This is a genomic window from Paenibacillus hebaui (genome assembly GCF_051934385.1).
GTDB lineage: Bacteria > Bacillota > Bacilli > Paenibacillales > Paenibacillaceae > Paenibacillus.
This window is the reverse complement of sequence record NZ_CP196836.1, coordinates 3,183,368-3,199,135: the sequence shown is the minus strand read 5'-3', so window position 1 is coordinate 3,199,135 and position 15,768 is coordinate 3,183,368. Positions and strand designations below refer to the sequence as shown.

8 protein-coding genes are annotated in these 15,768 nt (G+C 48.0%); 1 reads left to right on the top strand and 7 read right to left on the bottom strand.

Features of this window, described 5'->3' with window-relative positions:
• Nucleotides 1–306: 306 nt before the first annotated feature.
• Nucleotides 307–924 carry a bZIP transcription factor gene (locus ACR32F_RS14110; RefSeq protein ID WP_440119295.1) on the top strand — a complete coding sequence of 206 codons (618 nt, stop codon included), beginning with the start codon at nucleotides 307–309 and terminating at the stop codon, nucleotides 922–924.
• 516 nt (nucleotides 925–1,440) lie between these two features.
• Here the strand turns inward: ACR32F_RS14110 and ACR32F_RS14105 are convergent.
• From ACR32F_RS14105 to ACR32F_RS14075, 7 genes are all read right to left on the bottom strand, one after another.
• Entirely contained in the window at nucleotides 1,441–4,236 is a 2,796-nt protein-coding gene (locus ACR32F_RS14105; RefSeq protein WP_440119294.1) for an alpha-mannosidase, read from the bottom strand.
• Nucleotides 4,237–4,257: 21 nt separating this feature from the next.
• Entirely contained in the window at nucleotides 4,258–5,082 is an 825-nt protein-coding gene (locus ACR32F_RS14100; RefSeq protein WP_440119293.1) for a carbohydrate ABC transporter permease, read from the bottom strand.
• Nucleotides 5,083–5,104: 22 nt separating this feature from the next.
• Nucleotides 5,105–5,971, bottom strand: a complete 867-nt coding sequence (locus ACR32F_RS14095) for a carbohydrate ABC transporter permease (RefSeq protein WP_440119292.1) — start codon at nucleotides 5,969–5,971, stop codon at nucleotides 5,105–5,107.
• A gap of 67 nt (nucleotides 5,972–6,038) precedes the next feature.
• A complete protein-coding gene (locus ACR32F_RS14090) occupies nucleotides 6,039–7,421 on the bottom strand; it encodes an extracellular solute-binding protein (RefSeq protein WP_440119290.1) in 1,383 nt (460 codons plus the stop codon).
• A 96-nt stretch (nucleotides 7,422–7,517) separates the two neighbouring features.
• Nucleotides 7,518–8,819: a glycoside hydrolase family 125 protein gene (locus tag ACR32F_RS14085; protein WP_440119289.1), complete on the bottom strand. Its 1,302-nt coding sequence runs from the start codon at nucleotides 8,817–8,819 to the stop codon at nucleotides 7,518–7,520.
• A 228-nt stretch (nucleotides 8,820–9,047) separates the two neighbouring features.
• Nucleotides 9,048–10,205 (bottom strand): GntR family transcriptional regulator, encoded by a 1,158-nt coding sequence (locus ACR32F_RS14080; protein ID WP_440119848.1) that lies wholly within the window; start codon nucleotides 10,203–10,205, stop codon nucleotides 9,048–9,050.
• 199 nt (nucleotides 10,206–10,404) lie between these two features.
• Nucleotides 10,405–15,657 (bottom strand): S8 family serine peptidase, encoded by a 5,253-nt coding sequence (locus tag ACR32F_RS14075; RefSeq protein WP_440119288.1) that lies wholly within the window; start codon nucleotides 15,655–15,657, stop codon nucleotides 10,405–10,407.
• Nucleotides 15,658–15,768: the final 111 nt, after the last annotated feature.

Here is a 15,768-nt window from a genome sequence, read left to right as displayed (position 1 = left end):
CCAAAACTAACCGTTTCCTATAGATTCTTGGTGGACTCCCCTCCTGAGCCAGACTGACATGGTGTGAGTATGACGGATTGAACGTCATTGACCGGGGTCATGCTCCAACGCCACTTGCTCCCATGAAGGTACAATAGACTAAGGGTGAAGTAATCATCCGTAAGGAGGGTGTTTTTTTGAATAGAGGTGGCCTACCAGATATATGAAGTTAGATCCAGTTCTTTTGGTCTACCTTAATTTGTTATAGAAAAATATTCCTGGGTCTGATAGACTATAGTATAATTGACCATCAGGAGGACATTATAAATGAAAATAGTAACAGGCATATTGTTGACCGCTGCATTTCTGACTCTCACGGCATGCTCATCTACGCCAACCACTGCAACAAACGACACGCAATCAGGTAACACAAGTGCTGCAACGACGGCTACGACTACAGAAACACCTAAAGAACCTGTCGAACCAAAAGAAGAAGTTGAAGCCGTTGCGTCTATCAAAAAAGGCGAAACTGTTACAATCGAAGATTTCGCTGACATAACCGTGACTTCGAATAAGATTGCTAAAAAGATAGAGCCATCCAAACCAGGTAGATTTTATACATACTATCAATCAAAAGAAGCGGACTCTAGCTATTTTGCACTGATCCTCAAAGCGAAAAATTTGAGTACGGAAGGTATTACCGCAGACAAAATCGCGGAGGTCAGTCTGAAATACGACAATAAGTATGATTATGATACGTTTAGTACGATTGAAAAACGGGGCGGCGAAGACTTTACCTATACGAACATTACTGATATAGACCCGCTCAAAACCGGAACGATTTACTATCTTGTAGAGATCCCGAATGAAGTGGCCAAAAGCGATAAACCGTTGAAAGCAGAAATTAAAATTCAGGATCAAACGTTTGAATATACAGTAAGATAAATACTTCATTCCAGATTAATCAAGAAGCCTTCGTTTGGTACTCAACTGAACGAAGGCTTCTTGATTATTAAAACGCTCGTTGTCATACAATTCAATGCCAATGGCAGGAAGGTGTTTGAATGGGACTGCTTTTGGTTTTCAATACGAACATTTACCCAAGGCCCTGCTGTTCAACCTGGCTTGAACGTATAGTCCGGTAACAAACTCATGTTGCCGGGTGACATCCTGGAGCTCTGTAAGCGTATCGCCCCATGTTCAACGGGGCTTCACATATCCAAACATGATTTTTTGTAGGTCATGGGAACTGTTTTTGTTACGAGGTCCAAGCCCCTAAAGCCGCAACGTTCTCCCGGTTCCCCCCATCGTAAAGCAACCACAAAAAAAGGCCAACCAGTAATTACTGGCTAACCTGATAATACGAAAAAGCTGCTTGAATAGTGATTTCTAATGAAGAAAAATCTGTTCGTCGACATTACGCTATCATGAAAGAGTGCTCTGCTGTTTGTAATTACACACTCAACTCAGTTTATAACCTTGTGTAACGATCTTGTACCCGGACACCATCTGATTGTGCCCCTCCAGCAGAGGGGCTTTAACACGTTCCAGCACATCACTCTCGTAAACAGAGGCACATTCAAATCCGGGTTGCACGTTTAATTCAACGGGTTCGGAGCTCAAATTATACCAGCGGACAATCAAATCTCCGCTTTCCTCTGCTATTTTCAACGTGGAGAACGCCAGTGTTGAACCTTCCTCATGCCATGCCAGCCATTGCTTCGTCATAGGCAGTTCTACCTTCTGCCCATCTGCTCCGTCATGACCTTCTTGCTCAAATGTATACATAAGTGCCCCTAGCTGCACAGTCGTCCACGGTATCGGATACATATAGGCGGTTGCACAAGCTCCTGACTTTACTGCATCGCCTGCAAATGGAATAATCGCATATTCCACGCTCTGAGGCCCCAGACATTGGGCTTCCGGTGTCTCAAACACACCCCAATCTCCCAGCTCTGAAGAGGCACGAAGTAGCGTAACCGCAATCGTACTGCCCTCATCATTCTGCACTATTTCGTATTCGTTCAGTCCCTTGTTCGCAATCATCAAACCTTGGTCACCATCCGTCACATGTACAAACGCTTGCTGGTGCTGCGCATTGCTCGGATTCACCCATTCCTTGGCCGGTGTATTGGAACGTTTGACCACTTCAAAAATGGAATCCGCATAATGATCCTCCGTCACCAATCCGGATGGAAAGAGTGCGCGCAGTTGATGATCCTTAGCCTGATTGTTAAAGTCAGTCTTTACCTTGACCATATTACTGCCTGCTTCCAACGTATACGTTGTCGTAATCACCAGCGGAACGGTGTTCTTGACTCGCTGCGCCTTCCGTTCTGTAAAAGGAACCATTTGGCGCTTCTCCAGCTCGAACAGTTCATTTGCTCCAGCAGGAATATCCCAGCGTAATACACTTTCCATAACTGCCCGATACGGAGACTGCTCCACGATCCGCAGGTCAGCCTTCAGATGCTCTGTGGTCAGAGTGGTTTCTCCCTCAGGTTGACGATATACGTATTCATTGCCGATATCACCGGTATTCTCATAAGCATTTAATCCCCTGTATACAGCACCGGAGATCTTATCTTCAATCGTTGCCGTTCCATTCTCTTCAATCGTCGCCCGCAAATGACCGTTCTCCATCATCATTCCCTGTACCTGCATGACATCGCGTGCAGCCGGCAAATCAGCAATCTCTGCTTGCTTCTGAACCGGAATGAGCGCATACGTCTGATATCCCAGAGAAGGTACATTCACCGCCTGGAAAATGATCCTTACTTTACGAGCCATATATGGTTGCCGGAAGCGGTCCTTGGGAAGTTCATAGCCGAAATGTGCACCGAGATCCTTGATTTCTGCCGAATACGTACGTCCATCCGAATCGACCAATTGATACGCTGGCAGTGCATTCTGTTCCAGCTTCTGCGCAAGCGCCTGCGGACTGGGGCCTTCCGGGAAAAATGCTTTGTCAACAATCAGGTCCATCTCAATGATCCCGTTGCGATTCCATCCACTCGTGTTGAACACGGTGAAAAGGACGGCATCCTCTCCCCAGACTTCAGATGGCTGCACACGAATAGACTCTGCAATGGCCTGAGCGCTTTGCGAAACCAATTTCTCTGCAAGCTGTCTGCTCTTGGCGAAGCGGGTCACCATCTCACGGTGAACCTCATCTACACTGCATCCGCAGATGCTGTCATGCGGGTGGTTCTGCATCAGCATCTTCCAGGCATGTGTCAACAGATGGTGCGGATAAGCTTTTACCCCGGCGATGTGGGCCATGGCCGCCAAAGGCTCGGCTACTTTTTCCAGCAATGTCTGCCCCTGCTGATTCAACTGCTTCAGATACACCCGGGCGGAGGCCGTATTCACCAGTGTTCCCCAACCATCCGTGTGCTGACTGCGAAGCTCGCCTTCAATCGTCGCCAGATGCTCAGGAACATCCTTCGTAACCACCTCAATGTAATCGTCAAAATTGGAGTGGATAAATTCCACATCAGGATATAAGGCAGCCGCCGTACGTAAAGCTTCAGGCAGATCCGTCTGGATCGGCTGGTGATCACAACCATTCATGAACAACAGATGCGGAGTCGAGGCGAACTTCTCGGCATCCTCCAGATTTTTATCCCAATATGTCCGAGCTTTCTCCGGGTCGACCGGAACTTCCATCCCGTTGCAGTACCAATTCGCGAACAAAATACCGAGCACTTCCGAACCATCCGGCGAACGCCAGATCATCTCGGAATAGGGAGATTCGTAACTGTCTGCATCCACCACGGCATTATTGAATCCGGTAGGCTTCACCCCGCGTCCAAAGATCGCGTTATGAATGTCTGCTTGCTGCAAAATCTGCGGTGCCTGTCCCATATTTCCGAATGAGTCTGGGAAGTATCCGGTTTTGGATATTACACCCAAAGGACGAGCATCCCGGTGACCAATGAGCAGATTACGCAAGTTGGCCTCACTGCTGGTCAGAAACTCATCCTGTAGCACATACCATGGACCAAAATGAATGCGCCCCTCGCGAATGTAACGGTCGAGTCTCTCCTGCTGCTCTGGCCGAACCTGTAAATAGTCCTCACGAATAATCGTCTGCCCATCCAGATGGAAATAACGATATTCCGGGTCCTGATCAAGCGTGTCCAGCAATTTATCCATCAGCTCAATGAGCAATACATGATGGTGTTCATAAGGCATATACCATTCGCGGTCCCAATGGGTATGCGAGATGAGATGTGCTGTTTTTTGGGTTGTCATATTGTTGCGTACCTCCTGTGATTAACCTTTGGTGGCCCCACCCATGCTGAAGCCCTTGGACATGTAACGCTGGGAGAAGATATATAGCACAACCGAAGGCATCGTATAAAGCAGTGAAAATGCAGCCAATCTGCCGTATTCAACCATACCGTGGCTGCCGAAGAATTGATAAATCGTGACCGATGCCGGAAGTTTCTCCGGTGTCTGGAGCAGGATGTATGGAACAAAAAAGTTGCCCCAGCTGCCCGAAAAGGTGAATATCGCTATCGTTGCAATTCCGGGCAGCATCAGCGGTGCCACAATCCTGCGCAAGCCATTCCATACGGATGCGCCATCGATCCATGCCGATTCTTCCAGATCAATCGGCACCGAATCCATGAAATTTTTCATCATCCAGATTCCATATGGAAGGGATGATGCGGTCAGAAACAGCATCGTGGCGATGATGGAGTTTTGCATTTTGAAGAACAGAAACATTTGAAATACCGGAACCATCACGGCAGTAATTGGAAGAGCTGTCATGAACAGAATGGATAGTAGGAAGCTTTTTTTGAACCTCATTTCGTAACGGGATAAAGGATAAGCAGCAAGAACAGATACCAGAACAACCAATAACGCTTGCCCTCCCGACAGAATCAGGCCAACACCGAATGAACGAAGATTGCTCGAATCCCCGAGCACATCCTTGAAATTTTGAATGGTCCAGGTACTGGGCATTTTGATGCCCTGTTGCGCGTTTGGGTCAAATGAAGCCAGAATGATCCATAATAGCGGCAATAAAAAACAGAGTCCTAGAAAGACTAGAATCCCGTACTGGATTTTGCGTTGAAGCCCATGTTTGACCATAGGGATCGAACCTCCTTCATGGTTACACTTTCACTTTCATGGATCGCATGTAGAACAGGCTGGCGATAATACCGATGAACAGTGGCACCAGTGATATGGCTGTGCCGTATCCAAACTGATAGTTTACAAAGGCCTGGTTGTACATGAAGATCGGCAAGGTTTGTGTCGAAGTACCCGGGCCTCCACCTGTCATCGTATAGATCAGTGTGAACACACCCAGCGTCTGTAGAGTGACCAGCATCATGTTGGTGACGATAGACCCTTTTACCATTGGTATAGTAATGTGTCTGACAATCTGGAACCCGGTGGCACTGTCAATAATCGCAGCCTCTTCCACTTCCTTCGGGATATCATCCAGAGCCGACTGATAGACCATCATCGAAAAGGCCGTTCCGTGCCAGATATTCGCAATAATTACGCTGACCATGGGGAAACTGAATAACCAGGAGATCGGACTCGCGCCAAACCAGCCGAGAATCTGATTCAGCGAACCATTGTCACTGAAAAAGGCAACCATACAGAAAGCCACGACAATCTCGGGTGTCACCCAACCCGCAATGACGATGATGCCAATGACCCGGCGGAACGTCACATTTTTTTCCTTCATTAGAAGAGCCAGAATGAACCCCAGCAATACCTGACCAATCACTGCGGAGAAGATGAGAAAGACCAGCGTGCGCCAGACACTAATCCGGAAGTCCGGATCTTGAAACATGTTGATGAAATTCTGGAATCCGACAAACTCCAAACTCTTCGCTGCCGCCCCGGTCAGAGCCATATTCGTAAAGGCAAAACAGATCGTCAGAATGATGGGAACAATGAAAAACACAAGTAATAGCAGTACGGAAGGCATTAGAAACAGAAATGCGCCTGGTGCTTTCCTTTTCATAAGTCACTCTCCATTCGAACCGGAAAAAGGGGAGATTGTCCCTCCCCCTCCGAATATATCGATATCCTTATTTCTCTTCGATGCTGTCCGCGCCAAGGGAACGGGATACATTGTCCTTCAATTGCGTAATTCCCTCTTCCGGTGTCAGCTTGCCAGAGGCGATACTTTCAACAATGCTTTGCAATTGGGCGGATACCGTTGCATATTGATCGTTCGCCGGACGGAAGTGGGCCACATTCAATAGTTCCTGTGCTTCTTTCGTAAATGGACGATCCGTATAACCTTCCACTTCGGTGGAATCATTACGTGGGCTGAGGCTGCCTTCCGCTACTACGCGCGCAGTCGCATTTTCCTTATTCATTAGAAACTCGATAAATTTCCAGGCCGCTTCCTTGTTTTTGGCTTGTGCAGGAACAGACCAGGCCCATCCTCCAGACATCGTAGTTGCTCCAGGCTCTTCCCCATTTTGTGTCGGGAATGGCGCAAAGCCCATTTTCTCTTCCACATTGGCGATTGGAGCAGCGCCGTTCTCGGCCCACGTTGAACCTGCCCAGCTACCATCTACGGCCATCGCCAATTTGCCTTGTGGAAACTGTTGCTGGAACGCGATACTGCCAGCCTGACCATTCAGGGCGACCTGCATGGTAGGACCTGTTTTGTCCGTGTTAAACACCTGGTCTATGAATTTGAAGGAATCCAGCAGTCCCGGGCTGTTAACCACCCATTTCTTGCTGGTGTCGTCATACAGTGTATCCGCCGTGCCATAAAGCAGCATTTCCAGTGTTTGCATCGTTACACCTTCACCGTTTGCTTTGCCCACGATCAGATTAAGCGGCGTCACACCCGGCAGCTTTTGTTTGATGGTACGTGCTGCTTCGAGTACTTCTGCCCAGCTTGCAGGTTTAAAAGGAACTTCAAGTCCTGCTTGTTGAAACAGTTCCTTGTTATACCAGATCCCACGTGTATCCGAGGTAGCCGGAACGCCATACACCTTGCCGTCTTCTCCGGTAACCCCTGCCTTCAGGTTGTCGATGATGTGCTCTTCCCAATCGGACCATCCCTTGACCTGTGTATCCAGCGGCTCCAGATATCCCGCAGCAGCATCGGATTTGATGATGGACGTGTCTTCGGCAATGACATCAGGCGCCGTATCCGGCGATTTCATCTGCAACACCATTTTGGACGTATAATCGCCCTCACTCGCCAGTACAGGTGCAATGTTAATTTGGATATCCGGGTTCTGCTTCTCAAATTCATCCACCAGACCCGAGTTAAAAAATTTCGTCAGGGTGTCTTCCGATCCGGAAGAACGGAACGATACGGTAACTTCCTTCTTCCCGTCACTGGTTGTGCCTGTGCTGGATGAACCGCTGCTTGAACAAGCGGTGGTGAGCAGGAGCAAGGACGTCATAACAACAACGATTGGCATTTTGAATGAAAACTTATTCATGGTTCAGTCTCCTCTGTCGGAATGGTCTGAATTCCGATGGTTATAATGTACTCGCAGGTTTCCTCTTGCTCGCCTATCCTATTTCTGTACGCAATCCTATTTCTCTACGCGAAATCCGCAATAATCCATCATCAGTTCACTAAAGAGCATGTTGGACCATGAAAACCAGGGACGTGTATATTCATGTGGATCATTAGCCGAGAAGCCTTCATGAGTCAGTCCGGTATCAGCATCCGTCTTATGGATGAGTTGGAGCAATCGCAGTTTTTCGTTGCGATCCGCCGTAGTCAGCCCCTGCATTGATAAGGAGATATGCCAGATGTACCCTTCAGGCGTATGTGGACTGCCTATACCGGAGGCTGCTGTTCCCTCATAAAAATACGGGTTGTCCGAGGATAGAATAAAGCGGCGTGTATTCTGATACACCTCGTCGTTCTCATCCACATATCCGAGATAAGGTAAAGACAGCAGACTCGGCACATTGGCATCATCCATCAGATTGTAATTGCCCATACCATCCGTTTCGTACGCATATATGGTTCCGTATTGCGGATGTTCTACGGTACCGTAATCCTGAATCCCTTTGTTGATCTGTTCAGCCAACTGCTGAGCTGTTGCCGCCATGGTTGTATCCTGATAAACGGTTTCCGCAATTTCCTGTAAATAACGAAGCGCCACAACGGCGAACATATTGGCTGGAATCAGATAACCGTATTCGCACCGATCATCGCTGGGGCGGAATCCCGACCAGGTCATGCCTGTATAAGTCGTTTCGGTGCCTCGTCCCTCCCGGCTGAGCGTATCTGTTTCGGGAGCATCCAGACGCTGGAACGTATAGGGTGATTTCGTCTCATGATGCTGCTCCACTTGCCATAATTGCATGATGAGCTTGGCTGCTTTGCGAAATGTATCGTTGAATTGACTTGTTCTGCCCGTGTTCTTCCACAAGAGATAACTAAGCTGAATCGGATAAGCCAGAGAATCGATCTCATACTTCCGTTCCCAGATCCAATCATTCATCTGCGTCAGATCTGCTTGGTGCCCTTTCCCACTTTCCGTCTCATTAAAAGCGTTTGCATAAGGGTCAAGGAGAATATAATTCAGTTGACGTTCGACCAGTCCAGCGATCATGTCGGCGATACCTTCATCCTTTGAAGCGAGAACCAGATAAGGTCTGACCTGAGCAGCAGAATCACGCAACCACATGGCCGGGATATCCCCCGTAATCACAAAAGTAGTTCCATCTTGCTTGCGTTGAATCGTAGTCAGCATCGTATTGGTAAAACAATTTTTGAACATTTGGTTGAGTTCCGGATGATCCGGCATACGTTCGTTAACCTGCTCAATCATGCCGTAGATCGAGGGCGAGATTTCTTGATCAGCTCTGGGTGTCAGCATGTAGTCCTCCTTATGTAATCCAGTTTATTAACCGCTTTCATCATCCTAAAACGAATGTAATGTTATGTCAATATATTTATTTATATATTAGCATGTTATTTGAATCGCCAGCTAACAAATGGTATGTCGTATTTCGAACCTCTCTACATTCGAACAACACAAAAAAGGGACCTCGTTTACACGAAGTCCCTGATTGAAAAAAATGAATATGAACCGCTAGAAATTAGGCTATTGTTTCACAGGACTCGTCGATTTCCCCTTCACCAAGCGGGCAGGCATTACGACCCTGTTCACTGCGATTTCGTTGTTATGCATACTTTGCAGCACCATCTCAAATGCTTGTTTTCCCATATCAAACTGGCTTTGTCTCATATGTGTTATACGGCATCCTTCGACAGCATCTGGACTATCGAAGCAAATGATAGACAAATCTTCCGGAATGTTAAGACCGAGACGATCGGCAGCCTGTTCTGCAAGTAAAGCAATATGGTACTCCGCAGCAAAAAGTGCTGTAATCTGCGGGTACTTTTGTAAATGTTCCACAAGCGTCTCCACATCTCGGACCTCGACTTGAGGATCGAACACACTTGGCAGTGTCGAAAGAAACGATTCTAACCACAGTTCCCTGTTCACCAGCACCTCTTGATCATGATGAGCCTCTATAATACCTTCAATTCGTTCTTCGATCGGTGTGGTGTTCGCCGGAGGCTGTGTTAGAAAAGCGATGTGTCGGTGGCCCAGGTCGAACAAATAATTCGCCGCTTCTTTAGCCGCGCCTGTGTTATCCGTGCTGACAGATGAGGCCGGAATTCCTTTCAGGTACCGATCAATCAGGACAAACGGAAACTTGTTAACCACCAGTTTAAGAATCTCATCGCTGAAGTATTCACCCTGTGCAGGGAAGATAACCAATCCGTCCACGCCCAGTTCCAGCAGCTCTTGAATACTCTGTTCCTCCTGCTCGGGAACCCCAAAGGATCGCCTTAAAACGAGGAAGCAATCATGCTCTCGCGAAGCTTCTTCCATGCCATATAACAGTTCAGTACCATACATGTCACTGAAGTTGGTAATGACCAGACCAATGAGCAGCTTTCTCTCCGGATCTTTAACCGCCGCTCGCTGAGCAGGTCTGTTTGATCTCTCCTGTACCGTATCGGCTACAAAAGAACCCCGACCCGGCTGACGAACAATTAATTGTTCATTCGCCAACATCTCAAGCGCTTTTTTGGTCGTAATCCTGCTAACTCCGAATTCATCACATAATTCCTTTTCCGATGGAACACGCTCACCAACTTGATATTGATGAAGCTGTATACGTTCTCGCAAGGCTTCAAAGATCTGTTCATACATCGGCTTGGATGCCGAGTCTTTCCCCAATACAAGCACCTCCATAAATACCCATACTTCTCATGTTCTACATCCTAATATATCATGTTATATCATTAATGTGAAGAAAGGAGAAGCAGATGGCTTGTCTAATTTCGCTATACAAACAACCGTCCTGGTTAGCAAACCGGGACGGTTGTTTGTCAATATTTCATTTTTGGCTCGTTCATCTCCTGAACCCGTTCATTTCTGCACTCGTTTAAGGTAGCTGACCCTCGCCCTCGGTAGACGCCGGGCTTAGTTCTGGATCTACAGTGGAATCTTGATCTGATTCCGGATCTGGTTGTTGTTCTTGTCCTGTCGATACGAACAACCGCCCTGGTGCTTCCGCTTCCACTTTGTTGCCTGCTGTATCCTGAGCGCGAATCACAATGACCCCACCCTCAAGTACCAATGAGGAAGGTGTGGTGTACGTGCCTGTATAATGACCAGGTTCCGTTTCCACCAATGGAATCTCAGCCGCGCCTTCGGCATTCAGATTCAATGGTAACTGAATTCGGAAAGATGCTTGCAGACCAGGTTTACTGTCAAATGAAACCGTTACACTCTCTCCTGCTGTAACCCGAACATTTTCAGCCGGAGATATATTCGTAAGTTCAGGCAATGCCGTTTCCACATAAACGGTGCGGGTTACGGTTGTTTTGTTGCCAGCGATATCGATCGCTGTTACTGTAATCGTGTTCTTGCCTTCGTTCACCAATACTCGGTGATTGAAGCTTCTGTCTTTTTCCAATTTTATAGTTTGTCCGTTAATGATGACCTTTTCTAGGAATTGATCCACCACATTCCCCGTTACATGAACGACCTCTGCATTGATACGACTCTCTTGAGCTGGTGTGAGAATCGTTAACTGCGGTGATGTCTGATCCAGAATAATCACGACAGGGAGCGAACGGTCCGTTGTTTTTCCGTTCACTACTGCCTCAGCAGTAAATGCATTAATCCCTGGACGAAGTTTCACACCGAGTGTGAACTTTCCATTCGCCACTGTAGTTGTTCCCGCCAAATCCTTACCATTGTAGATCTTGATTTGGGCTCCATTCGCCGGAGATGTTCCCGACACGGTGAAGTTTGGTTGATTCGTATGTGTCTTAGCGGGTGGCGTGATAACGGGTGCATTCACCGGATATCTCACCACTGCACGAATCATATAGTTGCCTTCTTCTGCCGGTGCAGTTGTCCAGGCACCACTTACACGCTGCCAGCTTCGCCCTGCGTTTGTGCCCGTTTCATCGGTTGCCAGACCCGGTGCGCTCGTTCCGACCGCAGTCTGCACATACACGATATAGAAGTCACCATTTACAATAACTGGTTCCGGAAATTCTACGGTTGTCCACTGATCGTTGCGCAATGCCGTGCCATCAAATGGTCCAGCCAGCTGTCGTCCAGGAGCTCCGCCAGCACCCGATGCATCATAAACGGCATATTGGAATGCCGTTCCTCCCGGTGCAGGCCACTCTGTATTCCAGAATCGGAACGATGCACCTGTAAGCTGTGCTGTCTCCATTTCTGGCGTCATACGAACAGCCCAAGCATTATCGGCTGCTACAAAGGCTCTGGCATTTTCAGCTGTTCCATCATCGTATGCAATTTCTCCAGGGAAGCCAATAAATGGCTTCAACGCAATATTTACTTCGGCTGTGCCATCTCCAGGTACTGTCACATCCACAGTTTTACTGTAATAATCAGCAGCCCGGATGGACAGGGTGTAGCTTCCTTCCAGCACCTGAATAACGAAGCTGCCATCTGAACCTGTGCGAACTTCACCTACCTTGGCATCTTCCATCACGAGAACGGAAGCATCCGCCAACGGTTGGCCCGTCCGCTCATCCGTGACTACACCTTCAATCTGTCCATGCGGGATCGCCTCCAGATTGAAGTTGGCTTTAGCCCCACTGCCATCTGTGATTGTTACCTGCTGTGTTCGAGGATAATATCCATATGCCTCAGCTTTTAACGTGTATTCACCTGCCACATGAGTGAAGCTGTATTGTCCTGTGGTTGGATCTGTCTTCACCGAACGTCCGGTTTCCAGCACGGTAACCGTTGCACTGGCAGGCAGGCTTTGCGGATTAACCGAACCTGTTCCTGGTTTTTCAGCATCGGGTTGTTGTTGTTTTGATTTGTTGAATTCCGCTTTGTCTGTTCGTGTAATTTTGTACCAAGGATTCTCATAGGACGGTTTCGGCTTGTCACTGTTAAGTACAACAGCACTATCCGTCGTTACCGTCTCCGTAGCAATACCCAGTACACGGAAATCATCAATGAACCAGCCTGTCTTCACCACACTGTTGTCCGAGGTCAGACGGAACCGGAATTGAACTTCATTACCGGTAAGTGCCTCCAGGTCATAAAATACCGGTGTCCATTGTTTTCCGTTTGTACTGTGCGAGAACTTGCCCAGTTCTGACCATGTGGTTCCACCATCCTTGGTGACTTCCACATATCCGTAATCGTATCCGCTCTCAATCTCGTACCAATGATTAAACGTGAGTGTTCCTTCGGACACGTCATTCAAATCAACTACCGGAGATACGAGCGAATAGTTCGAGCCGCTCTCGTACGTATTGTCGAGATCGGTCGCCCAGACATTCGGCGGAGAAACTGCGCTCGCAGGTCCATTGACCGGAATACCACGTTCCCATTCATCTTTGGTTCCCGAATGAGTCCAGCCTTGATCATCACTGCCATCGAAATGATCGATGTAGATATCCTCAGGCACCTCCACTGTAATGGAGACCTCATTCGACTTGTCGCTTTCATTGCCACTATAATCGAGTGCGGCAACAGTATAGTAATAGGTGGAGTCCGTCACGGTAGCCGTATCCGTAAACGTCGTTCCTGTTGTACTTCCAATGGATTCATAACCTGTACCCGAAGTTGTGGAACGATATACGATATAGGATTCGAGATCCTCATCGTCCGGTCCAGTCCAGCTCAAGGCTACATTGCCCAGAATATCAGCACTCGCAGTCAATCCCGCGGGAGCCCCCGGAGCAAGATCATCCAATTCTTGTACAGAGAAATCATCCATGTACCAGCCAGCTTTTTGCACCGAATTATCGCTGGTCAGATTAAATTTTATGAATACCTGTTGTCCTGCATAATCTCTCAAATCCACATATTGTGTCTTCCAATCTCCCCCGGTACCCGTAAAACTCAAGAGCTCTTCAAACACAAATTCACTTTCTTCACTAGCGATATACACTTTACCAAAATCAATATTGTTCTCCAGATCGAACCAATGCTTGAAGGATAACAATGCCCCTTCAGTACTTTCAGTAAGATCAATGGGTGGTGCGAGCAGATAGGCGTTACTATTTGCTGCATACGTACCTTGCAGATTTGTTGCGATCACCTTGTCACCAGAGTATGCACTTCCAGGACCACTGGTTGGTGTCCCCCATGCCCAGGTATTCGCTTCTCCACCCGAGGTAAAGCCCAGATTGTCGTCCTCAAAATCTTGAATATATCCGGGTTGGACACCATTGGATACAGCCAGTTTGTACACTTGGCTCTCAAATCCGTTATTACCATAATCATTAACTCGGATGTAGTACTCCAAGCCTTGAGGCTCGATTAGAAATGCTGGAATCGTTGCTGCATATGTCCCATCTTTGCTATCCCCTGTTATACGATTCATTGGCAGATAGACGTACTGGCTTGTACCTGTTGTTTTGGCAAAAGCTTCAACGGAGATTACACCTACATTATCGGTAACATGAGCAGTTATAGGAATATCAATGCCTGTGAAGGCAGAATTGACGGGCGTATGTTCCAGTACAGGTTCTTCCAAATCATCACCTGCGGTGACAACCCTTCCGGATACTGTACCAATTCCTTCGAGTACGGAACCTACAGCATCCAATGCATTAATGATACCGTGACCGTAACCGTTGTTTGGCGTGGTTGGATACTGATTGTCCGTTCTCGGAGTAGCTGTTTCCATAATAATCTGTTCCAATTGATCTACGTTAAGGGAATGATTGGCTTGAAGCAGCAGTGCGGCAAGTGCTGTTGTATGGGGTCCTGCCATTGACGTGCCGTTCCAGCCACCCTCATACGCTCCGCCTGGAACGGATGAACGGATGTTGACACCTGGGGCCGATACTTCTGGCTTAATTTCATCATAAGGAGAAGGTCCAAGAAGGGAGAATGAACCAAGGTTACCGTTAATGTCCGTAGCTCCAGTAGCGAAGCTTTCCGGGTAGTTGGCCGGATTGGCTACAGAACCGGCTCCGCCCGGATTAGTCAGTGTCACATTCCCCGCTGAGAACTCGGGAAAGATCTGTGCATCGCGCCATGCCTGAACCATCGGACGGAACCACTCGTCCAATCCTGCACCGCCACCCCAGGAATTGTTGACAACATCCGGGGCAAGCTCAGGGTGCAGGTTACCTTCGGCATCCACCGGAGCGATTAGCCACTGTCCGCCATCCAAAATAATGGCATCTGTTGTTTGCGGATTGAATATCCGGACACCAATCCATTTCGCACCGGGAGCAACCCCGATCTGGTTGGTGCCGTCCGCTTCGGAGCCTACCATCGTACCCATCGTGTGGGTACCATGCCCGTCTCCGTCCGCAGGAAGGGAAGCATTACTGTGCGGATCATACCAGCTCAGCTCGGGATCAACGATATTGCCCGAAGCATCCAGTCCCCGCCATTTGCTGCGAAGTGCCGGATGGGTATAATCCACACCGCTGTCCAGATTGGCAACGACAATTCCTGTTCCATCGATGCCCCGATCCCACACGGCTGGCGCATTAATATAATCAATATTCCATTCCACATTCTCGGTCAGAAGCTTGTCCTTCGCAGCAGACTCCTTGTCTTTGACACCCACTGCAGAGTTTGTAGCCGGCGTTTGGACAGCATCCTTGGCTGGCGCCGCACTCGCCGCTTCTCTACTCACTTCCGCTTTCTGTAAGTATCGTGTTTCATTCGGTAGAATCTTCTCTACCTCAGGCAGCAGGGCAATCTGTTCCATGACTTCTTTGGTACTCGTTACTGCCAGTGAATTAACGATAAAATAGCTTTTATATTCTTTGACCTTGCCCAGGCCAACTTCCTTTTCGAGATAACTTTCCAATGTATATTGTGTACGTGAGGCCGTTTCCCGCAGAGAGCTGACGACCGAATTACGAACGGACAGCTTTGTTGCAGATGCCGTTTGTTTGGCGATGGTCGCCTTCTGCATAGCTTGTTTGGAGACGGCCGCCGTATCCACCTGTTCTTTCATTTTCACCAAATAAGTAACATATTCACTACCCTCAAATTCTTTGGTCAACTTGGCGTTTACTTTGGATTCCGAAACGTTGGTCAGTCCAGATTTCATATCCATTTTGGATGATGTGGAGTTTTCAGCTGAAACCGGATGAATGATTGAAAATGCAAGGAGAAGCGACAGGCCCATGGAGATAGGCTTGCGTAACCGATTAATTTTTATCAAACTTTTCCACTCCCTTTACCCGGTTTTGTAATTTAGTCTGGTACTAGTGCCCTTCTCTGCGAAATAAAACGGTAAAACGGCCTTTCTTGCGGACGAAATAAACGCCCTGGC

Coding starts and splice junctions, on each gene's coding strand:
- ACR32F_RS14090 (WP_440119290.1), bottom strand. CDS start 7,421: ATGAATAAGTTTTCATTCAAAATGCCAATCGTTGTTGTTATGACGTCC.
- ACR32F_RS14110 (WP_440119295.1), top strand. CDS start 307: ATGAAAATAGTAACAGGCATATTGTTGACCGCTGCATTTCTGACTCTC.
- ACR32F_RS14100 (WP_440119293.1), bottom strand. CDS start 5,082: ATGGTCAAACATGGGCTTCAACGCAAAATCCAGTACGGGATTCTAGTC.
- ACR32F_RS14085 (WP_440119289.1), bottom strand. CDS start 8,819: ATGCTGACACCCAGAGCTGATCAAGAAATCTCGCCCTCGATCTACGGC.
- ACR32F_RS14105 (WP_440119294.1), bottom strand. CDS start 4,236: ATGACAACCCAAAAAACAGCACATCTCATCTCGCATACCCATTGGGAC.
- ACR32F_RS14095 (WP_440119292.1), bottom strand. CDS start 5,971: ATGAAAAGGAAAGCACCAGGCGCATTTCTGTTTCTAATGCCTTCCGTA.